We start from the raw sequence: 22,991 nt of genomic DNA on the forward strand, positions 1-22,991 counted from the left end.
AATTAGGGATTACTTATGAAATACTATAATGATGCTGATCATACCGAAACTCAAGAGTGGCTAGATGCCTTTGAGTCGGTTATTAAGCATAGTGATAAAGACCGAGCTCGATTTTTGCTTAAGGCTCTATATAACATGGCGGTACAAGAAGGCTTACCGTTTAACCGCCTGGACACGGCCTATTTAAATACGATTCCTGTTGAAGACGAGCCTACTTATCCAGGCGACTTGGGTATTGAGCGTAAAATTCGTGCCTTGGTACGCTATAACGCTTTAGCTATGGTAATGCGTGCTAACCAAAATGACGATGATTTAGGCGGCCACTTAGCGACGTTTGCCTCAAGTGCTACCTTGTACGAGACTGGGTTTAACCATTTCTTCCGCGCAGCCAGCGATCACTTTGGTGGTGACATGATTTATTATCAAGGTCACTCAGCACCAGGTATCTATGCACGATCTTTCTTAGAGGGGCGTTTAACCAAGGAGCAATTAGAAAACTTTCGCCGTGAAGTAGGAGGTAAAGGTTTATCTAGTTATCCGCATCCTTATTTAATGCCAGATTATTGGCAGTTCCCGACCGTATCTATGGGTCTGGGACCAATCATGTCAATTTATCATGCTCATGTGCATAACTACTTAATCAATCGTGGCTTACTTGAAGATGAAGATCGCAAGATTTGGGCCTTCTTAGGGGATGGTGAAACAGATGAGCCAGAAAGCTTAGGGGCTATTTCGCTGGCGGGCCGTGAAAAACTAGACAATTTAATTTGGGTGGTTAACTGTAACTTACAGCGTTTAGATGGCCCAGTACGAGGTAATGGTAAGATTATTCAAGAGCTTGAGTCTGTGTTCCGTGGGGCAGGCTGGCGAGTGATTAAAGTTATCTGGGGCGGCAAGTGGGATACTTTATTAGATAAAGATCATTCCGGCGCTCTAAAAAGACGCATGGAAGAGACAGTAGATGGCGAGTACCAGCTTTATGAAGCCCGTGATGGTGCTTTTACTCGTAAAGAATTCTTTGGTAAATATCCTGAGCTTGCTGAGATGGCTGAGCAGCTAACCGATGAAGATATTCGCCACTTAAACCGCGGTGGCCATGATCCTATTAAAGTTTATGCCGCCTTTAGTGAAGCGATGAAGACCAAAGGCCAGCCTACAGTGGTATTGGTTAAAACGGTAAAAGGGTATGGTCTTTCTACGCAGGCTCAAGCTGTTAACAAAGCACACCAAATTAAGAAGCTTGATAAAGAAGGTCTAGTTTACTTCCGTGATCGCTTTGACTTGCCATTTACCGATGAAGAATTAGATGAACTTCCATTCTATCGTCCCGATGAAAACTCTGCGGAAATGAAGTACTTGCGAGGCCGCCGTGAGGCATTAGGCGGGCATCTACCTAACCGTCGTAGTGGTCATATTCCATTAAACATTCCTGACTTATCTATTTTTGATCGGGTGTTAAAAGGCAGCAATGGTAAAGAGCAGTCAACGACTATGGTCTTTGTTCGCTTATTATCAGCCATGTTAAAAGACAAAGATATCCAAGACCGTGTGGTGCCTATCGTGCCTGATGAAGCCCGTACTTTCGGTCTAGAAGGTATGTTCCGTCAGTTAGGTATTTATTCTTCAGCAGGACAAAAATACATCCCTGAAGATAGTGAAGCCTTAATGGGTTATAAAGAAGCCAAAGATGGGCATATGCTGGAAGAAGGTATTAACGAAGCCGGTGCTATGAGTGCTTGGATTGCCCTAGCGACCAGTTACTCAGTTAACGCATTGCCTATGATTCCATTGTATATCTACTACTCAATGTTTGGCTTCCAACGTGTTGGCGACTTAGCTTGGGCCGCAGGGGATTGTCAGGCACAAGGGTTCTTGTTAGGCGGTACCGCGGGACGCACCACACTTAATGGTGAAGGTTTGCAGCACCAAGATGGTCACTCACACATCTTATTTGGCACCGTACCAAACTGTGTCAGTTATGATCCCTGCTATGGCTATGAGTTAGCAGTTATTATGCATGATGGTCTGCGTCGTATGTATGGCGAAGGTGAACGTGTTTATTACTACATTACTTTAATGAATGAGAATTATGAGCAGCCTGCAATGCCTGAAGGCGTGGAAGAAGGCATTAAACGCGGTATGTATCTGCTAGAAGATAACAGTCATCTACATGCCACCGCTCATGTTCAGCTATTAGGCTCAGGTACTATCTTACGTGAAGTTCAAAAAGCTGCGAAGATCCTATTTGAAGAGTTCAATGTAAGCGCTAACGTGTGGAGTGTGACCAGCTTTAATGAACTAACTCGTGAAGGTATGGCTTGTGATGATTACAACCGCTTGCACCCAATGGAAGAAGAGAAGGTGCCTTGGGTTACCGAGCAGCTTGCCAAACACGATGGTGTGGTGATAGCCGCAACGGATTACATGCGCAATTACTCGGAGCAAATCCGTGCTTGGTTGCCTGACAATCGTCCTTACTCAACCTTGGGTACCGATGGTTATGGCCGCTCTGATAGCCGCGCACAGCTACGCAACTTCTTCCATGTCAATGCTGAACATATTGTTGTGGCTACGTTAAAGCGTTTGGCGGATGAAGGTGAGGTGGAGATGCGTTTGGTAAAAGACGCCATCACCAGCTTAGGTATTGATGTGGATCAGCCTCCTGCGTGGCAGCCACAACCTCAGTACGATCATTTCCCAGATGCTCCAGCACCGGATAATGTCAATCCAAATCCAGTACCAGAGTTAGTAGAAGAAGAGGATGAAGAAATTAGTAGCGAAGGCCGTGCAGAGGATCAGGCCGATGCCGAGCTATTAAATGATGAAGATGTTGAGGAATAAGTTTGATCTCTGCTTCACTTTTAAGAATGTTACTAATTACAAGAATTCTGGAGAACAGATATGGAAATTAAAGCCCCTGATTTGGGAGTAGATAGCGCCGAAGTTAGTGAGATTATGGTCTCTGTCGGTGACAAAATTACTGAGAATGACAATATTGTCTTGTTAGAATCTGATAAGGCTGCCGTTGAAGTGCCAAGCTCAGGCAGTGGTACAGTCAGTAAGATTATGATTTCAGTTGGTGATACAGTCACTGAAGGAACGGTGCTTATTGAGCTTGAAGCAGATGCAGATTCTGAATCAGATGATAAGCAAGACTCTGAGCAGCCATCAGTAGATGAAAAGGCTGAGAACAATGAGGAGCAGCCTACTGAGGAGGCTGCCCAACAAGCAGAGCAATCAGACGAAGTTGCTGAAGAAGCTGAGAATGAGTCTGAAGCTACTGAGTCGAAAACCTATCCTCTACCAGATTTAGGGGTAGAGGAGGCTGAAATTGCTGAAATCATGGTAAGTGTTGGCGATACGGTTGAAGCGGATCAGTCTATACTGTTGGTCGAGTCTGATAAAGCTTCTGTTGAAGTGCCTTCACCTGTGGCAGGTATAGTAGAAGAGATTCTAATTGCAGCAGGAGATAAGGTGACAAATGGTCAGGATTTCATTGTCATTAAATCCTCTGGCGCTAAAAAAGCATCAGCTGCTCCGAAAAAGGATAAACAGCAGCCAGCTCAAGCGGAGCAGACAACCGCTAAGCAGTCTGCTACTAAGAACGCGAGCGATAATGACAAGTCCTCTGCCACTGCATCACAGCCTAAGCCTGCTGCTCAAGTCGACAAGCTGAGCGAGCAACAAGTCAATGCCAAATTGACAGATGTCTATGCTGGACCCGCAGTGCGTAAGCTGGCTCGTCAGCTAGGGGTGGACATTACTCAAGTGCAAGGCACAGCATTTAATGATCGTATCTTAAAAGAAGATATCTTCGATTATGTCAAAGCTCATATGCAGTCTAATGGTGCTGATACTTCAAATGCGAAGGTAAGTGCCGTTGCTTCAGGTCTTCCGAGCTTACCAGATATGAGTAATACTGATATTTGGGGTGAGATTGAGACGCAAGATTTAAGCCGCCTACAAAAAGTGTCAATTCCGCAGCTAAACTACAATACTTATCTGCCACAAGTGACTCAGTTTGATTTATCAGACATTACTGAAACAGAAAAATTACGTGGTGAGTTAAAAGGGGAGTTTAAAGCGCAAGGTATTGGGCTTACTATTTTAGCTTTCATTGTTAAAGCAACGGCGTATGCCTTAATGCAGCACCCTAAATTCAACAGTCACTTGAGTGATGACAATACACAGATTCATATCCGTAAAACTGTGAATATGGGTATTGCTGTTGCCACAGATGATGGGCTGATTGTGCCCGTAATTAAAGATGCTCAGACTAAGGGTATCAAGCAGATCGCCATTGAAATTGGAGAGTTGGCAGCCAAAGCCCGTGATAAGAAATTAACGGCTAAAGAGCTTCAAGGCGCAAGCTTCACCATCTCAAGTCAAGGTAACTTAGGAGGTACTTACTTTACACCTCTGGTTAACTGGCCTCAAGTGGGTATCTTGGGAATCTCTGAGGCAACCATGCAGCCACGTTGGAATGCAAACAAGCAAACGTTTGAACCACGTCTGATGTTGCCACTATCACTGTCTTATGATCATAGAGTGATTAATGGAGCAGATGCGGCTGTCTTCACCCGCTATATTGCTAAATTACTTGCAGATCCAAGACGTATCTTGCTGTAACGATAGAGTCTCTGCAAAAACTAAGGCCTTTGATTGAAAACCCAATCAAAGGCCTTTTTGTTTTCAAATAAAGTAATATTGCTATTACTTCACTGTCCTCTATAATATTCGCAACCAGCAGGATAGCTGATTCTTTAAGCTACAGTAACTTAATCCAGTGAAAACACCTGTTTTAAACTTTCTTAAAACAACCTACCTAAGCCGCATATGATAAACAATCAATTATATCAGCAACTCCGCAATCGAGTTTACGACATCATTGAAAACGAATCTTATCAAACTCGCTTTAGCAAAATGTTTGACAAGTTTTTGATAATATTGATTTTATTAAACGTGTCAGCCGTTATTGCTGAATCAGTAGATGCGTGGTATTTTCCGAATCAACAGCTTTTCAATGCTTTTGAATACTTCTCTATAGTTGTTTTTAGTATTGAGTATCTGCTTAGGGTGTGGGTAATTGTCGAAAAGGACAAAGAGAATCACCCAGAAATTCCTCATTGGAAAAGACGGTTGATGTGGATAAAAAGCCCAGGGGCTATTATTGATTTGATTTCTATTGCCCCGGCTTTTTTGAATTATTTTGTCACAGTAGATTTACGTTTCCTACGCGTTTTAAGACTATTTAGACTGTTAAAGCTAACCCGTTATTTTGCTGCGATGCGCATTTTATTGGTGGTACTGAGTAAAGAGAAGGAGTCGTTTAAAGCGGTTGTCTTTATCTTGATTATTATGATTGTGACTGCCTCTAGTGGTATTTATGTGGTAGAGAACCAAGCCCAGCCCGAAGTCTTCGAGTCAATCCCTAAGTCTATGTGGTGGGCGGTAGTGACTTTAACCACAGTGGGTTATGGAGACGTTATTCCGGTAACCAATATTGGTAAGTTTTTAGGCGCAGTCATCACCATATTAGGGGTGGGTTTAGCAGCCTTACCCGCGGGTATTTTGGCCTCAGGTCTGGCTTCAGAGCTTGAGCAGCGACGTGAAATATTAGAACAAAGATTCCGCGAGTTGTTGCTTGACGATGATGATATGAACTTAATAAGGGATAGATATAAGATTGATAAGATTAGACGGGAGCTAGGGCTTAATAAAGAGCAAGCTGAAGAGGTTATCGTGCAGTTATTACGCGAAAAAGAGTATCAACAAAAGCTGGCTGAAATCGATAAGAAAAACTATTGCCCGCATTGTGGTGAGCATCTATAGCCTATGTCATAGTATCACTCATAAAAAAGAGCTGAATTATTCAGCTCTTTTTTTGGTTAAAACCTTTGTTTTAACGAATTTCAGTTTTAACAAAGATTTATTTTAACATAGCAAACTAACCATAGATTCGGCTTAAATCACGTTGGATTTGTTCTATCACTTTGCTCATTTTATGACTGGATAAAGCCAAATCTTTTTGGGTGTAGCGCCACTCTCCTAATTCACGGCTTAAAATGGCAACACAGATAGCCGCACTGTCATGGGTTATCAAAGTTAAGTCGGAGGAGTAAATCTCATTACCTTCATCGTCACTTAGGTATAGATTGCCTCGTTCAACTTGACGAATAGGGTAGCCATTATAAGAGGATATAACTAAGGCGATATGGCACACTGTTTCAGGTAAGCGCGCCAGTCTTAGCTCAATGGTTTCAACATCTACATTTCTATCGATTTCAGCAGCAGAGCCTCTGTCTTTACCATCTAAACTATCGCCTTGATGGCGAATGGCTTCAGAGCTGTCGCGCAGTTGTTTGAACCATACCTTATCGATAACCTGTAACTTCTGATCAAGTAATACACAAGATAAATCAATATCTAGGGTGGTTTTATTCTTTTTTAAACGGTTAATAAGCCCCTTTTTTATCACTTCAGTGTATTTAAAGTTTAGGCCATATAATAGGGTGCTTCCTTGGATAGGCAGCTCGCTCAACAGATGGGTAATCGGTAGAGTAGTAGAGGCTTGGGGGGTTGAGCCTGAGTCTACAGTTTGAGTCGGGCTTTGAGTTGTAGAGGCCAAAAGAAACTCCTAAGTGAGAATAATCGTATAAATAAGAAATATGCCTAATCAATCAAGTCATTCAATAAAAGCAATTATAGCACTTTACCTTGGTTGAAAATAACTGGCTACGGTAATGGATTACATCCCCGCCTCATCTTGCTTAACCGCTCTTTCTAATATTTCAGGCTCAATAGAGATTAGCTTTTTGCCAAAACCACGTAACCACCATACCAATTGTGAAGTTAAATTCACCGTGGCAGTAATGGTTTGAGTATTGTGCTCTTCATCGTCAGTGACAATTTGATCTTCACTGAGGCGACTTTCTGTCAAACTGGTACCCGCTTTACCATTAAATACTAAGGTTATCTTTGTGTTCTTACCGTGATTGGGCAAATCTTTGAATAGATAATGGGCAAACCCCATACCCCCTGAATCCAAATAAGAGGTTAAATCAAAGTTGTCAGGGATGACAGCCTTGGAGTCTTCATCAACAGTCACTTCTGTAAAGCGATGTAAGGCAAAAGTGCGAATGATTTGCTGCTCATCATCAACCTTAGTTGCCAGTAAGTAGATGACCACACCGCGCTGTACAATCGCTATAGGGTTAAGAACATATTCGCCAGGGTTGTCCTTATTGCGGCGGGTATAGCAGGCAGTAATCTGGCGCTCATAAAATATGGCTTGATAAATAGAGTCTTTACATTCTCGGCAAATCTCAGGAGCTATCAAAGGCTGTGTTGCCGGCTCAATACGGACCCGGTCTAACCAATTGTGAGTGATTTTACTGTCTTTTAATTGTCGTCTTGCCAAATCAAACCAAGGGAATAGTTCGTCTAATATGGCAGGAGGCAGCAGCTGAGCCAAATTGGCTTCGACCATATTGAATGCCACAGCCTGTGACAAGTTCATGTGCGGTAAGCTTTGAACAGGGGCATCTTCTTTCCAGCGCCACCCTTGGGGGTTGGCATTGTTCTTCTCGATAGGAAAGCGCTTTGATAAGGCATTTAAGTCGCGCTGTACCGTACGCAGGCTCACATCAAAATTAGCCAAACTTAACTGCTCATGCAAATGATGGGTGCCGCGCCAGCTGCCACGCTCCAACAAATTAAGCAGCTCCCACTGACGGGCTGTGGTTGCCGTACTGTTATTGGCAGTACGCTGGCTTTGAGGGGTGTCCTTACTTTTGGTCATATCAGTCATCATATTGTTTTGATTATTAAGTAACTAGCTTATGATTATTAAATAACTGTTTTTTGATTATTAAATAATTATGAATATAGCAAAGCTAAAAAATAGCATAATTTCAGTAGGGATACGATAGCGTTGTAAGTTTTAACTCAATTATTCATTGCGTCGGCTGTTTTTAGTCTCTTTTAAGGCAGAGTCTTCAGCATGTTGCGGCTCGTCTGTCTCTTCTGGGGGATTTAATTGTTCTTCCCATTTCTTAAGATTCTTGATGATTTTGCCAAATAAACTTTCTTTGCGATAGCGACCTTTTTTATTGGTAGTATCAACGGGCATGTCCGCCAAAATGGTGAGGGCCTCGCTTAAGCTTTTCACTCCATAGATATGAAATTGCTGTGCTTTAACCGCTTCTATAATATCATCACGAAGCATCAGTTGAGAGATATTGGCATAAGGCAGGATGACCCCTTGATCCCCAGTTAGCCCTTGGTGCGAGCAAGCATCAAAAAAACCAGCTACTTTGGCATTAATTCCACCCACGGCTTGGACTCGACCCAATTGGTTCATGGAGCCGGTAATGCCTAGCGCTTGAGAGATAGGAACCTCTGCTAATGCAGATAATAGAGCACAGGCTTCTGCTAGAGTGGCACTGTCTCCATCAATGTGAGCGTAACTTTGCTCAAAGGCCAAAGAAGCTGTGAAGTTCAAAGGATGGTAGGGGCTAAATAAAGCACGTAAATAGCTGTTCATAATTAGCATGCCTTTGGCGTGTAGACTCCCCCCAAGCTCGACGTCTCTTTCAATATCTAAGATATCGCCTGAGCCCACACTATGCTGAACCACAGCGGTTAATAAAGCGGGCATGCCAAATTCACTGTCTGCATAATCAATGATGGTTAACGCATTAATTTGACCGACGGCACTGCCTGTGGTACTAATCAGCTGTTGGCCATCGGTGATCTCTTGTAGATAAAGCTCTTTTAGATAGCTTGAGCGAAAGCTTATGTCCTTGATGGCTTGTTTAACATGAAGGTAGGTGACCAGATCAGCTTGCTCCTTTTTGGCCAAACGGTCTGCTTCTAGCATGACTTGTATCAGGCTATCGCTATGTAAACTGAGCTTGTTCTGATCTTCAGACAATAAGCTTAAAAACTCTAAAACTGTCGCTTGGGCCGAGCTGTCGAAATGTTTAAGCTTGTATTTGGCAATGATATCAGCCATTTTGCCAACCATTTCAACTTCATTATCAATTGAGCGAACCACTTCTTCATGAAAATCAGCTCGTATTTTAAATAAGGATAAAAATTCTCCATCTTGCTCAGCATACTGATCATATAAATCAGACTCGCCAAGCAAAATAACTTTGTTCTCTAAAGGGATGGGCTCTGGGGTAAGTAAATTATCACCCAGGGCACTGTTGTGATTAACCTCAATAGGGCTTAGCTTGCCGGTTCTCAGAGCCAGTTTTAAGCCATGCCAAGCTTCGGGATACTCACTGATGTGTGAGGCTTCTATGATTAAAAAGCCCCCATTGGATCTGTGTAATGCTCCGGGCTGAATCATCATATGATTACTAAGGGTACAGCCTGCCTGCAAGGTTTGATTGATTTTACCTAACAAGTTGCTATGCGAAGGATTGGGCTCAAAGACAATAGGAGCGCCGTCAGGTGTTTGGGTCTGATTTGGTTTTATAGCATACTCATAGTCTCGATTAGGCCCTAATGAGCTGATGATATTAATATTATATCTATCTGGTATTTGCTGATTGTGTGCAGGGATAAAGCGAAAGTCTTTGGCTTGTAAAGTAAGCGGAGCGTTAACAATCAAATCCTGTTGTAGCAGCTGTAAATAGGCACACAGCTTGCTGTTGCTACTATAAGTATGTAATAAGTTCGAAAAATAAGGAGCAAGAGCTTGCTTAGCAGTGTCTTTAGCCTTTTGAGCTAAGTCATTTGTTCCCTTATCTTTAGAGTTTTGATCAGAGTTTCTATCATCTAAAAACATCAAGGCTGCGGTTAAATGGTGCCAAATCTCGGCCAGCTCAGCAGATAGCTTAGGGGCTGTACTAGGTTCTAAGGCAATAGCTAACGGAGAATTGGGGCTATTAAAGTTAAAGCAGTAAATCCAATCTTTCAATAACGTTTGCTTATGGCCACTGTTTGCCAAATACTGGGTAATAAAGGTTCTTTTACCGAGGCCACTGGCACCTACTGCAAAGACGTTATAGCCGCCAGCAGTGATATCAAAGGCAGTGTTTAAGGCGGAGACAGAACGCTGTTGACCGAAGCCACAGTTTAGACGCGCGGCCAATTCAGTAGAGGCAGGCAGGGCACTAGGATCACTGTGTTTTTTTAACTTGGACGAGTCTACTTTGCAGTTGTCTTTTATTTGGGTTACTGTTTTAGTAGCTAAAGCAATTCGCTGTTGTTTAGATAATTGAGTCATTGTCTGGTTCGAGATGTTGAGTTTTTTTGTATTTGCATTACCATACGGCTCCTCAAAATTAGAATTTGAGTCAGCACTGGTTAAATGTGAGCCATTTTGAGTCTTATTAGGGCTTTTAGGAGCTTTGTTTTTAGGATTCATAGCATTGCTAGAAGATGACATAGTTGGCTCAGATCAAATAGAAGATTAGGATGAAAAATAATATTGAGTATATCGCATGATAGGCAGGGGATAACATCTAAAAAAATTACGAACGTGTTATAATGCCACGCTAAACCTTTTGGCTTGAGATAAACCCATAATTTGGCTGTATTATAGTACAGTATGGTAGCGATAAAATGATGAACACCAATGAGTTTCAAGTGATATCTAATCAATATCAAGAGCTTGATAAACTTTTACTTGATTCAATTGAACAGTTAAAGCTAGAAATTAGTGCTGAACAGCGCGGTAAGTTGATGTTGTATTTAGACAAGCTTTTGTTTTGGAACAAGGCTTATAATCTAACCGCAATCAAACAACCCAAAGAAGCTTTGATTAAACATATTATTGACTGCTTAGCCATATTACCGCACCTAAAATCTGGTAAGCTTTTAGATATTGGAACTGGGGCAGGCTTGCCTGGAGTGGTTATCGCTATTTGTCAGCCGGAACGTGAAGTGACAGTGCTTGATAGCAATCAAAAAAAGATTCGTTTCATTCGTCAATCGGTATCTGAGCTTAAATTAACCAATGTTACGCCTGTGGCCAGCCGAATTGAAAACTTTGTGCCCCAGGAGCATGAGAAATTTGCTGTTATCACCTCTAGAGCCTTCGCCAGTTTAACTGACTTCGTGGAAGCTGCCGAGCCAAGATTGGCACAAGAAGGTTGGCTGCAAGCCATGAAGGGATTAATTCCTGAGCCAGAAGACATGAATGCTTTGGTTGATGAGTGGCAGATAGAGCATATTGCTTTGGATGTGCCTCATTTACATGAAACTCGGCACTTAACTGAATTGGTTAAAAAAAGCATCTAGAAAACTGATACTCTGGTTTTACAATACACACCATGAGAGTCTAAGTTAGCCAATTATCTAATTGATATTATAATAACTATTTAAATCAACCTGCTTTACTGAGGTAGAAGAGTAACCCTATGGAAATTCTGGCAATAGCAAATCAAAAAGGCGGCGTGGGTAAGACCACAACAGCAGTGAACTTGGCCGCAAGCTTGGCAGGTCGACGCAAAAAAGTATTGCTTATTGACTTAGATCCACAAGGTAACGCCACATCAGGCACAGGGCTTGAGAAGCGGGCATTAGAGTTGACCATAGCTGATGTTTTGTTAGATGGTATTGACTTAAAAGATGCTATCTATCCTAGTCCTGCAGGATTTGATGTGGTAGGTGCCAATCGCGACTTATCTGGTATCGATATTACTTTGATGGGCAAAAGTGACAGTCATCTGTTATTAAGTAATGCCATGCAAAATATTGGCGATTATGACTATGTGATTATTGACTGCGCCCCAAGTCTTAACTTGCTGACCATTAATGCCATGGTAGCGACGCAAGGCGTTATCATTCCTATGCAGTGTGAGTATTATGCTCTAGAAGGGTTGGCGGATTTATCCCAAACTATTGACAGGTTAAAAGAGCTTAACCCTGAGCTGCATATACGCGGTGTGTTACGAACTTTATTTGATTCTCGTAATACTTTAGCCAATGATGTCTCAGCAGAGCTTGAGTCCCACTTTGGCGACTTGATGTTCAAGACTATTATCCCAAGAAACGTGCGTTTGGCCGAAGCGCCTGCGCATGGGATGCCTGTGCTGGATTACGAGAAAAGCTCTAAAGGGGCTCAAGCCTATCGTAAATTGGCCACAGAAATTATTAAACAAAGCCGTCAGCTGTCTCAATAAACAGATCCGTTCGGCTTTGTGACTTCGCTAAATAAGCGGTGAATGATGAGCAAGCAGCGTAAACCCAACCTATAAACTAGCCATTAGTTACTATAAATGGCGTTTGCGCTTGCAAGCGACACACAATTCATTAAAATGAAGCTCCCCTAGGGGCGTAATCATATTTCTTAGTTTTTATAGCTTTTAAAAGTTAAGGGGTTAAAGTAGGGGCTTAATACAGCAACTATAATAAATACCACTTAATAGTTTAGGCAAGCAGGGTGTAGAGGATAACCAACATGGCAAAAAAGCGTGGATTAGCTGCAAACCGAGGGTTAGATGCTCTACTCGGATCTATCAAAAAAGAAAAAGCAATCACAGCTGCCGCTTTACGTGACGACTTACAAGTTGATCGCGAGGCCAAAGAGTCGCCTGCGAAAAATGAACCGATACTAAAACAGACTGCAGCTAAAAAAACAGCGGGCAGAAAAAAGACAGCCATCAATAAGGTAGAAACGGCTTCAGTTAAGCCTGTCAATGAGGCTTCTGATGAAGAGATGACCTTAGTGCAAATGGATGTTGAGCGTCTGCAGGCCGGTAAATATCAGCCAAGACGTGATATGAGTGAGACGGCGTTGGCTGAATTGGCGTCTTCAATCAGACAACATGGGGTAATGCAGCCCATCGTAATTCGTCCTTTATTGGCCAACGAAGAAAAACTATCCGATACTATTACTCACGAAATCATCGCTGGTGAACGTCGCTGGCGTGCAGCTAAGATGGCGGGACAAAATACCATTCCTGCTATTGAACGTGCTTTGTCTGATGAACTGGCTATTGCTCTGGCATTAATTGAGAATATTCAGCGCGAAGACTTATCGGTGATTGAGCAGGCCGCAGCATTACAGCGCTTTCATACTGAATTTGGTATGAGTCACGCCATGATTGCTGAGGTGGTTGGTAAAGCAAGAACTACTGTCTCAAACTTGTTGCGCCTTAATCATTTGCATGAGGATGTCAAAACTCATTTGAGTGAAGGTCATCTTGATATGGGCCATGCTCGTGCCTTGTTATCATTATCCTCTGAGCAGCAGCCTATTATTGCTGAAAAGATCATTGAAGCTTCCATGACTGTGCGTGATGCAGAGAAATTGGTTAAGTCTATTCTTAATCCAGAAAAGCCTAGTAAGCCTGCCTCACAAAATTCAGAGGCAGAAATTGAGAAGCTGAATCAACAGTTATCTGACTATTTAGGCGCTACTGTGAAGCTGAAGCAGAAGAAAGGTGGTAAAGGTAGTATGGAGATTTTCTTTCATAGTCACGAAGAGCTAGAGGCTTTATTAAAGCACTTTAAATCATAATCTAACGCATTGGACATATTCTTTACACTTCTCGGAATTAATATATTGGGAGTAGTGTGGGGTCCATTAAGAGGCTTTGTGGTATTAAGATAAAATTGTAATCCATCGAATTATGGTATTGATACTTGATAGAGTATTGATATCTTAATGGTGTAAACCACAGACGATGTTACCAGCCACAGATTGCCCTAAAGTTAGCTTAAAATGAATTTTATAAAAAAGGCATATGATGACTAAACCATCACCTAAAGATGCATCGTCAACTACTTCCCTAGGTCGCAATGGCCAGGAATCAAACTTATTACAATCTAACCTTAAGCCACAAAGTCCTTCGGGAACCCAGACCTACCTAAGGTTGATGCAATATATCAAGCCGTACTGGTGGGCTATTGCCCTTACTATTATTGGCTTCGGTATAAATTCAGCAACAGAGATTGGTATTGCTAAACTGATTCAATTCATAACTGATGCGATTAATGATGGCACTCAATCTGATCTGAATCTTTTTCCTTTTTTGATTATCCTATTATTTTTTATCCGTGGCATAGGCTCCTTTTTAGGGAACTATTTCTCAGCGTTAATCTCTAGAAACCTGGTCTATAAGCTACGAGTTGAAGTATTCGACAAGCTACTGCGCTTGCCCAACTCTTTTTTCTTAGCCAATCCTGCGGGAACCATATCCTCAAAGCTTATTTTTGATGTAGAACAAGTCACAGCCGCTAGTACCGATTCACTAAAAACTTTAATACGTGATGGTATGACAGTCATCGCCTTGATGGGGTATCTACTGTATACCAACTGGCGTTTGACCTTGATTTTATTCTTAGTGTTACCGCCTATTTTATGGTTGATTCAAAAGGCTTCAAAACGCTATTTAAAACTCTCAAAAGGCATTCAGAAGTCGATGGGCGATGTGAGCCACATTACTAATGAGGTAATCGGTGGTTATCAGGTCGTCAAAAACTATGGGGGACAACCCTATGAGCAGGCCCGTTTTGAAAAAGCTTCGGTTGATAATCTGAAACAAGGTATGAAGATTGTTGTCACCAATAGCATTAATACACCAGCAGTACAGCTGCTAATGGCGCTGGCTTTTTCGGTGGTGATTTGGTTGGCACTAAGACCAGAGGTAATAGCCAATACCACAGCAGGGGAGTTTATTGCTTATCTAACTGCTGCAGGCTTATTAAGTAAGCCAGTAAGAACCTTGACCGATATCAATGAGAAGCTACAAAGAGGGATTGCTGCTGGCGCCTCAATTTTTGCGTTACTGGATGAGGTAGAAGAGGAAGATCTAGGGACTCATATTGAGCGCGTTAAAGGCGAGATCGTCTTTGATAACGTGTCTATGTCTTACCCAGATGGTACCAAAGCCTTAGAAGATTTTAGTCTAACTATTGAATCGGGTCAGACCGTAGCTTTTGTGGGTAAAAGTGGGGCTGGTAAAACCACTTTGGTTAATTTATTAACCCGTACCTTGGATCCAAGTAGTGGCAACATATATATCGACGGTATGCCCATCGAAAAGATTGCTTTAAGCTCACTGCGCTCTCAGATAGGTATGGTTAATCAGCAAGTGGTGCTATTTAATGACAGTGTCCGTCATAACATTGCCTATGGCGACTTAGCAGTGAAGAGTGAGGAGCAACTGATTACAGCGGCTAAAGCTGCCTATGCCCATGACTTTATTATGCAGCTGCCTAAAGGTTATGATAGTGAAATTGGCTCAGAAGGACTTCAGTTATCTGGGGGACAGCGCCAAAGATTGTCTATCGCTCGTGCGTTATTAAAAGATGCTCCGATATTGATATTGGATGAGGCGACCAGTGCACTGGATAATGAGTCTGAGTACTACATCCAACAAGCGTTAGAAAACGTGATGAAAGATCGCACTACTTTGGTGATTGCTCACCGCCTTACTACCATTGAATCCGCTGATAAAATTGTGGTTATGGATAAAGGTAGGGTCGTTGAAGCGGGCACTCATGAAGAGCTGATGTCACTTTCAGGTCGTTATGCTCATATGTATGACAGAGACTTTTCGGAAGATCAGCTAGAAAATAATCGATAGAACATTAATAACTTTTAGCAACTGACGGTTTATGATTGACTATGGGAAGCCACCACAAAATAAACAATAGCGATAACGATGATAGTAAGCCTTTTAACTTAGAGCTTGCTATTGTTGATGCTTGGCAAAAAGAAGCGTGGTGGCTATGGCTATTATTGCCGGTGAGTGGCTTATACGGAGCCATTACTGGTATTAGGCGTAAGCTATATCTAAAAGGTATTTTGTCTAGCTACCAAGCTCCCGTCCCCGTTATGGTGGTGGGTAACATCACAGTCGGAGGCAGTGGCAAGACTCCGCTGATTATAGAGTTGGTGACTTACTTACAACATCAAGGGATTAAAGTAGGGGTCATCAGTAGAGGCTATGGTGGTGATGAGTCCTTGATGCCACAGATTGTTACCTTACAGAGCAAGCCTGAAGAAGTGGGTGATGAGCCCTGTTTGATTGTGCGCGAAACTGGGGCAGCAGTCGCAGTATGCCCTAATCGTCAGCAAGCGATAGAGGTCTTATTAAAGCAGCAACCAGAGACTCAATTGATCATAGCCGATGATGGTCTGCAACATTACAAGATGCAGCGAGATATTGAGTGGGTCGTGGTGGACAGCGCTAGAGGTTTCGGTAATAAGCAGCTATTGCCCACAGGCTTTTTAAGAGAGCCGATAAGCCGCTTACAAGGAACCACAGTTATTTATCACGAGCGTACTGAGTCCTCTCAAGCTCAACATGAGAAGAGTAAAGATAGACTGAGCATGCATTTGAAGCCGGCTTCTTTGCAGCCACTTGTTGAGGGCCAGCCAAGTCTGAGTAAGATAAACAGTGTTTATGCAGTGAGTGGCATAGGGTATCCACAGCGTTTTTTTAATACCTTAACTGATTTTGGGTACCAAGTAGACCCAAGACCCAAGCCTGATCATCATAGCTTTGAGGTGGAGGATTTACTGCCGTTAGCCGATAAGCCCATTATTATCACTTCAAAAGATGCGGTAAAAATAGCCCCTCTAGTCAAAGCCAATCCACAGCTACAAAGCTTATCTATATGGGTGTTACCAGTCAATGCAGTGCTTAGTCCAAACAGTTATCTAACTTTGAGTAAGCAACTAAAGGCACTGGGTATTCATAGCTAAAATAAAAATACTTTATTAGCAAATAATTATTAATCAATAAATTAAATAAACCATTATCTATGATGGATGATGAAGCTATATCTGCCCAACCAAACGTCAAAATCATAAAACATAAGTAGAGAGAAGCCAGATGAATTCAACTGATATCAAAGCATCAGAGCCAAAGGTTCATATTGTTATCCCGGCACGATTCAAGAGTACACGTTTACCAGGTAAGCCTCTACTGCATATACATGGCAAACCAATGATTTTGTGGGTGGCACAAAAGGCAAGTCAAGCAACGTTTGCAGATGACTTATGTATTGCCACAGATGATGATAGGATTGCTGAAGTCTGCCGTGAAGCAGGCTATGATGTGGTCATGACCGATGCCAGCCATGCCTCAGGTACCGACCGATTAAGTGAAGTTGCTAAAATTAAAGGTTGGGATGCTGAGGATATCGTGGTGAATATGCAGGGCGATGAGCCTTTAGTGCCACCGGTATTATTGCAACAGGTCAAGGATTTATTACTGCACAAACCAGAATGTGTGATGGCTACGTTATACGAGCCTATTTTAGATTATCAAGAGTTTATGCGCCCTTCAGTGGTCAAAGTGGTGACCGATAATTTGCAAAACGCTTTGTATTTTAGCCGTGCTCCCATACCTTGTGATAGAAATCATGCCTTAGCGATGGCTCAAAATAATGATCAACAACAAGCAAACACAAACACGGTAACGCCTCAGCTTGAGGTGCCTAAGAATGCTTATAGACACTTAGGTATCTATGCTTATAAAGTAAAATTATTACAAAACTTTGTGCAATGGGAACCAGGTGTTTTAGAAAACTTGGAAAGTCTTGAGCAGTTACGAGTGTTAGAAAATGGTGAGAAAATTGCCATTGCTGAAGCCAGTGTGCAGCTGCCACCTGGGGTGGACATGCAGCAAGATTTAGATCGATTAAATGCAATGCCTATCAGTGAATTACAGTAATCAGCTTTATTGTTTATTGGCTATACTGATTAAAACCAAGGGCACCTATAGGGCAAAAGAGTGACTTATGAAACAGCAACCCAACTCCGACGAAAGTATTTATTTCGCCCCTATATTGCCTTGGCAACAAACTGCTTGGGACAATCTGATAGCGCGTTATGATCGTCTGCCTCATGGACTGCTGTTTGCAGGTATGCAGGGCATAGGCAAACGGGCCTTTGTCTGGCGCTTCGTGGCTTGGCTGTTATGTGATAATAGATTACAAACTGTAGGCAATCCTAATCAGCAAGGTGCTTGTGGTCATTGTCAGAGCTGTCAATGGCTACAGTCAGGAACCCATCCTGATTTACAAGTATTGCCCTTATCAAGTCTACCGGTAACTCAGGACGATGAGAGCAAAGAGTCGACAAAAAAATCAAAGGGCAGCTCTAAAAGCTCACAGAAAAAAAACACTTCAGTCGCCTCAGAGCCCGCTAAAACTTCAATTAAAGTAGATGATATTCGCGAACTGCAGCCTTTTATCAGTCAAGGAAGTAGTGGTCGTAGAGTTTGTGTTATCGACAATGCTGATATGATGACCGTGGCTGCAGCAAACGCTTTATTAAAAACTCTAGAGGAGCCACGTGAAGGGATCCATTTGCTATTGGTTACTGATTGGCCAACGAAGCTATTACCGACAATCAAAAGTCGGGTGCAACAAGTAGCGATAGATCATATTCAGTTGGACAAAGTGACGGCCTATATAAGCAATTATATAGCTAGCAATAAAGTGATCGACTATGAATCCGAAAGCCAATTAGCTATTCAAGTTGAGCAGGCATTAAAGCTGGCCAATGGAGCACCATTAGCAGCCTTAGATATGCTGAGTAGTGAGTGGTATAAGTTTAGAGATACATGGATTAAGGTTTGGTTGGCTTTAAGGGCAGGCAAACGCAGTAGCATAGCTGCGAGCGATTATTGGCAAAAAAACTTATCGATTGATGATTTCATAAAATTGTCTGAATTTATGCTGATGGATTTTAGTCGTCAAAGCTTGGGGCTAAAGCCACTGCAAGCTGATTTAGAGTTGTCAGGATACACTTCTATTAATAGCCTTAGTTTGGACAGTATTCAACAAGTAATGAGTCTGATTGAAGATATTAAATTATCCAGCTATCAAAATGTCCAAGAAAAGATGGCTTATGATAGATTGTTATCAGGTACAGCTGCGCTTTAAAACTTAATTAACACTAAGAGCCGAACTAAACTTTATCAGTCTTAATTCAAACGATAAATATAAAAAAAGAGTCCAAAATAATTTGGACTCTTTTTTTATCTAAGCTATTTGTTTAGCTGCTTATGATTAAGTTACTAAAAAAATCTTATTTTTCTAGGATACAAGTTACGCCCTGACCACCTGCAGCACAGATAGAAATTAGAGCACGGCCTGAGCCCTTTTGATCCAATAGTTTAGCAGCAGTGGCTAAGATACGACCACCAGTCGCCGCAAATGGGTGACCTGCAGCTAGTGATGAGCCATTAACGTTTAGCTTGCTACGATCAATTGAGCCTAGGGCTTTATCTAGACCTAAACGCTCTTTACAGAAAGTTTCATCTTCCCAAGCGGCTAGCGTTGATAGCACTTGTGAAGCAAAAGCCTCATGGATTTCGTAGAAGTCGAAATCTTGAAGGGTTAGACCAGCACGCTCAAGCATACGAGGTACCGCATACGCAGGTGCCATTAGTAGACCTTCTTTAGGACCACTCTTACCTACGAAGTCAACCGCAGCAGTTTCTTGATGTGCAATGTAAGCCAATGGTTTTAGACCATGAGCTTCAGCCCACTCATCAGTACCTAATAGTACACAAGAAGCACCATCGGTTAGAGGGGTAGAGTTAGCTGCCGTCATAGTTGGGTTAGCGTTACGCTTACCGAACACAGGCTTCAAAGTAGCTAGTTTTTCTAATGAAGAGTCTGGACGTAAGTTGTTATCACGAGTCAGACCTTTATAAGGAGTGATTAGGTCGTCAAAGAAACCTTCATCATAAGCACGGGCTAGATTGTGATGACTGTTAACCGCCAACTCATCTTGGTCTTCACGAGAGATGTTCCACTCTAAAGCAGTAATGGCTTGGTGATCACCCATGGATAAACCAGTGCGAGGCTCACCATTTTGTGGCGCATCGATAAGCTCTTTAGGATTGATGCTGGTTAACGCAGCTAAACGCTGTTTATTAGTCTTCGCGGCACCCAATTTGATTAGAGCTTTACGTAGCCCATCACCCACAGCGATAGGGGCATCAGAAGTGGTATCTACACCACCGGTAATGGCAGAGTCGATAATACCTAAAGCAATCTTGTTACTGGCTGCGAAAGTTGCTTGAAGCCCAGTACCACAAGCTTGAGAAATGTCATAAGCAGGGGTTTGTGGATCAAGAGCTGTATTTAATGCAGACTCACGCGTTAGGTTTAAGTCACGGCTTAACTTTAGTACAGCACCTGCAACAACTTCACCAACACGCTCGCCTTGCAGTTCATAGCGCTCAACCAGACCGTTAAGAGCAGCACTTAACATATCAATGTTGCTGGCATCAGAGTAAGCGCCGTTTGAGCGAGCAAATGGAATACGGTTACCACCTAAAATGGCGACACGGCGGGGAAGGGCTGAGGTTTTTGAAGCATCAGACATTGATTTTTCCTTATTGGTAGTGGGTTTGTCAGTAGAATCTTTTTTTGACTCATCTGTTTTCTTAGTTTCATCAGTTTTAGACGGTTCTTTATCGTCTTTTTTGGCTGACTTATCTTCTTTCTTGTCGGTTTTTTGTTTGGTAGCAGATTTTTCTTTAGTTTGTTCTTCGCTGCTTTCGCTTTCTTGCGATTTTTGTTGTTTAGAGTCTGTAGCGACCTCTTCAGACGGCTCAGTTTGCGAATCAGCGGCTTCTTGTTCTTCCCTTTCTTTTTCTTCTGCAGCTTGAGCTTTAGCTTCTTCTACAATTCTTTGTTTGGCAGCTCTGTCTTTACTGATTACAGCATCCTCTTCTGATTTTTTAGAGGAGTTCACTTCATTTTGAAGATCAGAGAAGTCAACGGACGATTTTGATTGCTGCGTATTGTCGGTGCCTGCAGCGTTTTCATCTAATAAAGATTGACCTGCTTTGCTTACCACAGTTGAGGTTACTGCTGAATTTGCATCAGGCTTCTTATTGTTAGAATTTGATTTGCTCATTTAATATCCTTATATCTTATGACTTAAAAAAGCCGCTTAGGTATGATTAATTATTCAGTTATGCCAAAATTAGTACTTAGACCATAAGAAAACATTAACTGAGTCAATAGAGACAATTTTAACATTGTTACTAAAGCATTGTGGCGAATGTTATTCTATAATAATATAATGTTATGATTGCAAGGGCTACTCATAACATTAGGTTTAATTTTATCACATAGTCAATAATTGGCAATCTTATATCGTTGAATAATGATACTAAGTAGTTAACAGTGTGAAGCAAGTGTTGCTGAAAGAGCCTTAAAGTGAGGTTTTTTAACAAAAAAATTGCGTACAGGTGAGTGTTTAGGGGGGTTTGAGGTAAGTGGCTTTAAGCTTTAGCATGAACTGGGTAGTCGTAGTTTTTTATGTAATAAGTCTCATTAAGATTGAAAATATAGGGTAATTTAAAGCATGCCCAAAATATTTTTATTGAATTAAGACCTTAAACTTGTGTTTTCATGTTTATTGTTTTTTCATGTTTATAAAATTGGCCAAGTGAATTGGCTACGTAAAACTACGGAGTTATTTTCGCGTGGTTTTTTATAACTAATAACCAATCATTAATATAACTAGGAGATTTCATGTCAGATCGCTATGGAGAGTTTGTTCAGTCGCCACTAGGTAAGAAAGTTGCTAAAAACTTAGGTTTACCTCTACCCACTAAGTTAGATCGTTTTGAAGCGGGCGAAAAAGTCGTTCGTGGCAGCGTACTATTTGGTTCTGCTGCCGGTGAAGACAGTAGCGTAAGTGACGCTGTTGCTACCGTATTAAATAAGCTTCATGCCGAAGTGTATGTGGCTGGTGATGATGCTAATAAAGGCGCTTTAACAGGTGCTGGTGTAGAAGCCAAAGACAGTGAAAATAATAGTGATAAGTATAAAGTCCTTATCTTTGATGCCAGTAATATCGCTTATGCCCCAGATCTAAAGCAAATGTATGACTTCTTCCACCCAGTAGCTCGTCAAGTTGAGAAGTCTGGCCGAGTAATCATTATTGGTCGTCCGCCAGAAGAGTGTGAGACTATCGGCGAAGCTTTGGCGCAAAGATCTCTTGAAGGTTTTGTTAAGTCTGTGGGTAAAGAATTTAAAAATGGTATTACTTCACAGTTGCTATATGTGAGCAAAGGGGCTGAAACGAACATCGATTCTACCTTACGTTTCTTCATCTCTGCTCGTTCTGCTTACGTTTCAGGTCAAGTAGTGCGTATTGGTGAAGGCAAAGTGCAAGAGCTTGATTGGTCGAAGCCATTTGCTGGTAAAACAATTTTGGTAACTGGTGCTAGCCGCGGTATTGGTGAGTCTATGGCACGAGTATTGGCTCGTGACGGCGCTCATGTGATTTGCTTAGATATTCCACAGCAGCAAGCAGACCTACAAAAAGTAGCAGGTGAAATCGGGGGCTCTACGTTGGCTCTAGATATCACAGCTGAAGATGCAGGTAAGAAAATTGCTGAAGCCGCTGCCAAACGCAATGGCTTAGATGGTATCGTACATAATGCAGGGGTAACTCGTGATAAGACCCTAGCTAAGATGGACGAAAACCAGTGGAATATGGTTATCGATATTAACTTACAAAGTATCGCAGCCATCAACGACTACCTATTTGAAAATGATGTGTTGAATGAAGATGCCCGCATTGTTTGCGTATCTTCAATCTCAGGTATCGCTGGTAACCTAGGTCAAACCAACTATGCAACTTCTAAAGCAGGGGTTATTGGTCTGGTTCAGGCCACCGCTAAGAAGCTAAAAGAAGAAGGCAAAGGCATAACCATTAACGCCGTTGCTCCAGGCTTTATTGAGACGCAAATGACTGCGGCTATTCCATTAACCATCCGTGAAGCCGGTCGTCGTATGAACTCTATGAGCCAAGGCGGTTTACCAATTGACGTTGCTGAAGCAACTGCTTGGTTAGCAACACCAGCTTCAGGTGGCGTTAACGGTAATATCGTTCGAGTTTGTGGTCAAAGCTTATTAGGCGCTTAATCCGCTTTATTAAGCTATATAGGATATCAACGGCTAGCTGTAGGTAAATCATAGCTGTCTTTGATATTTGCGCGAAAAGGGCCATCATTACGATGGCTCTTTTTATAACAATT

General features: G+C 42.0%; 15 protein-coding genes. 11 read left to right on the forward strand and 4 right to left on the reverse strand.

The window, feature by feature from the left end; genetic code table 11:
* Positions 1 to 15 precede the first annotated feature (15 nt).
* The 3 genes from aceE to B3S92_RS11925 all read left to right on the forward strand — a co-directional run bounded on the left by aceE (position 16) and on the right by B3S92_RS11925 (position 5,832).
* On the forward strand, positions 16 to 2,841 hold the full coding sequence (aceE, locus tag B3S92_RS11915; protein ID WP_077451289.1) for a pyruvate dehydrogenase (acetyl-transferring), homodimeric type: 2,826 nt from the start codon (positions 16 to 18) through the stop codon (positions 2,839 to 2,841).
* Between the two features lie 60 nt (positions 2,842 to 2,901).
* Positions 2,902 to 4,629 (forward strand): 2-oxo acid dehydrogenase subunit E2, encoded by a 1,728-nt coding sequence (locus B3S92_RS11920; protein ID WP_296206454.1) that lies wholly within the window; start codon positions 2,902 to 2,904, stop codon positions 4,627 to 4,629.
* Positions 4,630 to 4,836: 207 nt separating this feature from the next.
* On the forward strand, positions 4,837 to 5,832 hold the full coding sequence (locus B3S92_RS11925; RefSeq protein WP_296206456.1) for an ion transporter: 996 nt from the start codon (positions 4,837 to 4,839) through the stop codon (positions 5,830 to 5,832).
* 115 nt (positions 5,833 to 5,947) lie between these two features.
* Here the strand turns inward: B3S92_RS11925 and B3S92_RS11930 are convergent, their stop codons facing one another.
* The 3 genes from B3S92_RS11930 to B3S92_RS11940 form a co-directional block, all read right to left on the reverse strand.
* Positions 5,948 to 6,628 (reverse strand): TerD family protein, encoded by a 681-nt coding sequence (locus tag B3S92_RS11930; protein WP_296206459.1) that lies wholly within the window; start codon positions 6,626 to 6,628, stop codon positions 5,948 to 5,950.
* A gap of 120 nt (positions 6,629 to 6,748) precedes the next feature.
* Positions 6,749 to 7,801, reverse strand: coding sequence for a helix-turn-helix transcriptional regulator (locus tag B3S92_RS11935; RefSeq protein WP_296206462.1), 1,053 nt, complete (start codon positions 7,799 to 7,801; stop codon positions 6,749 to 6,751).
* Positions 7,802 to 7,951: 150 nt separating this feature from the next.
* Positions 7,952 to 10,402, reverse strand: coding sequence for a Lon protease family protein (locus B3S92_RS11940; protein ID WP_296206465.1), 2,451 nt, complete (start codon positions 10,400 to 10,402; stop codon positions 7,952 to 7,954).
* A gap of 176 nt (positions 10,403 to 10,578) precedes the next feature.
* Here B3S92_RS11940 and rsmG point away from each other — a divergent pair, with 176 nt between their 5' ends.
* The 7 genes from rsmG (at position 10,579) to B3S92_RS11975 (ending at position 18,864) form a co-directional block, all read left to right on the forward strand.
* Positions 10,579 to 11,256, forward strand: coding sequence for a 16S rRNA (guanine(527)-N(7))-methyltransferase RsmG (rsmG, locus tag B3S92_RS11945; RefSeq protein ID WP_296206468.1), 678 nt, complete (start codon positions 10,579 to 10,581; stop codon positions 11,254 to 11,256).
* A gap of 119 nt (positions 11,257 to 11,375) precedes the next feature.
* On the forward strand, positions 11,376 to 12,140 hold the full coding sequence (locus B3S92_RS11950) for a ParA family protein (protein WP_077451282.1): 765 nt from the start codon (positions 11,376 to 11,378) through the stop codon (positions 12,138 to 12,140).
* Positions 12,141 to 12,418: 278 nt separating this feature from the next.
* Positions 12,419 to 13,480, forward strand: a complete 1,062-nt coding sequence (locus tag B3S92_RS11955) for a ParB/RepB/Spo0J family partition protein (RefSeq protein WP_296206473.1) — start codon at positions 12,419 to 12,421, stop codon at positions 13,478 to 13,480.
* Between the two features lie 226 nt (positions 13,481 to 13,706).
* A complete protein-coding gene (gene msbA / locus B3S92_RS11960; protein WP_414707033.1) occupies positions 13,707 to 15,551 on the forward strand; it encodes a lipid A export permease/ATP-binding protein MsbA in 1,845 nt (614 codons plus the stop codon).
* A gap of 41 nt (positions 15,552 to 15,592) precedes the next feature.
* The gene (gene lpxK, locus B3S92_RS11965) at positions 15,593 to 16,675 is read left to right on the forward strand and encodes a tetraacyldisaccharide 4'-kinase (RefSeq protein WP_296206477.1); all 1,083 of its coding nucleotides are present in this window, start codon (positions 15,593 to 15,595) and stop codon (positions 16,673 to 16,675) included.
* A gap of 130 nt (positions 16,676 to 16,805) precedes the next feature.
* Entirely contained in the window at positions 16,806 to 17,648 is an 843-nt protein-coding gene (kdsB, locus tag B3S92_RS11970) for a 3-deoxy-manno-octulosonate cytidylyltransferase (RefSeq protein WP_296206479.1), read from the forward strand.
* Positions 17,649 to 17,715: 67 nt separating this feature from the next.
* A complete protein-coding gene (locus B3S92_RS11975; RefSeq protein WP_296206481.1) occupies positions 17,716 to 18,864 on the forward strand; it encodes a DNA polymerase III subunit delta' in 1,149 nt (382 codons plus the stop codon).
* Between the two features lie 145 nt (positions 18,865 to 19,009).
* On the opposite strand, the gene B3S92_RS11980 is transcribed toward B3S92_RS11975, so the two are convergent.
* Positions 19,010 to 20,854, reverse strand: coding sequence for an acetyl-CoA C-acetyltransferase (locus B3S92_RS11980; protein WP_296206483.1), 1,845 nt, complete (start codon positions 20,852 to 20,854; stop codon positions 19,010 to 19,012).
* A gap of 623 nt (positions 20,855 to 21,477) precedes the next feature.
* On the opposite strand from B3S92_RS11980, the gene B3S92_RS11985 reads away from it, so the two are divergent.
* A complete protein-coding gene (locus tag B3S92_RS11985) occupies positions 21,478 to 22,878 on the forward strand; it encodes a 3-oxoacyl-ACP reductase (protein ID WP_296206485.1) in 1,401 nt (466 codons plus the stop codon).
* Positions 22,879 to 22,991: the final 113 nt, after the last annotated feature.

Origin of the sequence: Psychrobacter sp. UBA3962, from assembly GCF_002385225.1 — a bacterium.
In the GTDB taxonomy this organism is placed as follows: Bacteria; Pseudomonadota; Gammaproteobacteria; order Pseudomonadales; family Moraxellaceae; genus Psychrobacter.

Bases quoted from the DNA above. Each gene is read 5' to 3' on its own strand.
- aceE (WP_077451289.1), top strand. From the start codon at position 16: ATGAAATACTATAATGATGCTGATCATACCGAAACTCAAGAGTGGCTA.
- B3S92_RS11920 (WP_296206454.1), top strand. From the start codon at position 2,902: ATGGAAATTAAAGCCCCTGATTTGGGAGTAGATAGCGCCGAAGTTAGT.
- B3S92_RS11925 (WP_296206456.1), top strand. From the start codon at position 4,837: ATGATAAACAATCAATTATATCAGCAACTCCGCAATCGAGTTTACGAC.
- B3S92_RS11935 (WP_296206462.1), bottom strand. From the start codon at position 7,801: ATGACCAAAAGTAAGGACACCCCTCAAAGCCAGCGTACTGCCAATAAC.
- B3S92_RS11940 (WP_296206465.1), bottom strand. From the start codon at position 10,402: ATGTCATCTTCTAGCAATGCTATGAATCCTAAAAACAAAGCTCCTAAA.
- rsmG (WP_296206468.1), top strand. From the start codon at position 10,579: ATGATGAACACCAATGAGTTTCAAGTGATATCTAATCAATATCAAGAG.
- B3S92_RS11950 (WP_077451282.1), top strand. From the start codon at position 11,376: ATGGAAATTCTGGCAATAGCAAATCAAAAAGGCGGCGTGGGTAAGACC.
- B3S92_RS11955 (WP_296206473.1), top strand. From the start codon at position 12,419: ATGGCAAAAAAGCGTGGATTAGCTGCAAACCGAGGGTTAGATGCTCTA.
- msbA (WP_414707033.1), top strand. From the start codon at position 13,707: ATGATGACTAAACCATCACCTAAAGATGCATCGTCAACTACTTCCCTA.
- lpxK (WP_296206477.1), top strand. From the start codon at position 15,593: ATGGGAAGCCACCACAAAATAAACAATAGCGATAACGATGATAGTAAG.
- kdsB (WP_296206479.1), top strand. From the start codon at position 16,806: ATGAATTCAACTGATATCAAAGCATCAGAGCCAAAGGTTCATATTGTT.
- B3S92_RS11975 (WP_296206481.1), top strand. From the start codon at position 17,716: ATGAAACAGCAACCCAACTCCGACGAAAGTATTTATTTCGCCCCTATA.
- B3S92_RS11980 (WP_296206483.1), bottom strand. From the start codon at position 20,854: ATGAGCAAATCAAATTCTAACAATAAGAAGCCTGATGCAAATTCAGCA.
- B3S92_RS11985 (WP_296206485.1), top strand. From the start codon at position 21,478: ATGTCAGATCGCTATGGAGAGTTTGTTCAGTCGCCACTAGGTAAGAAA.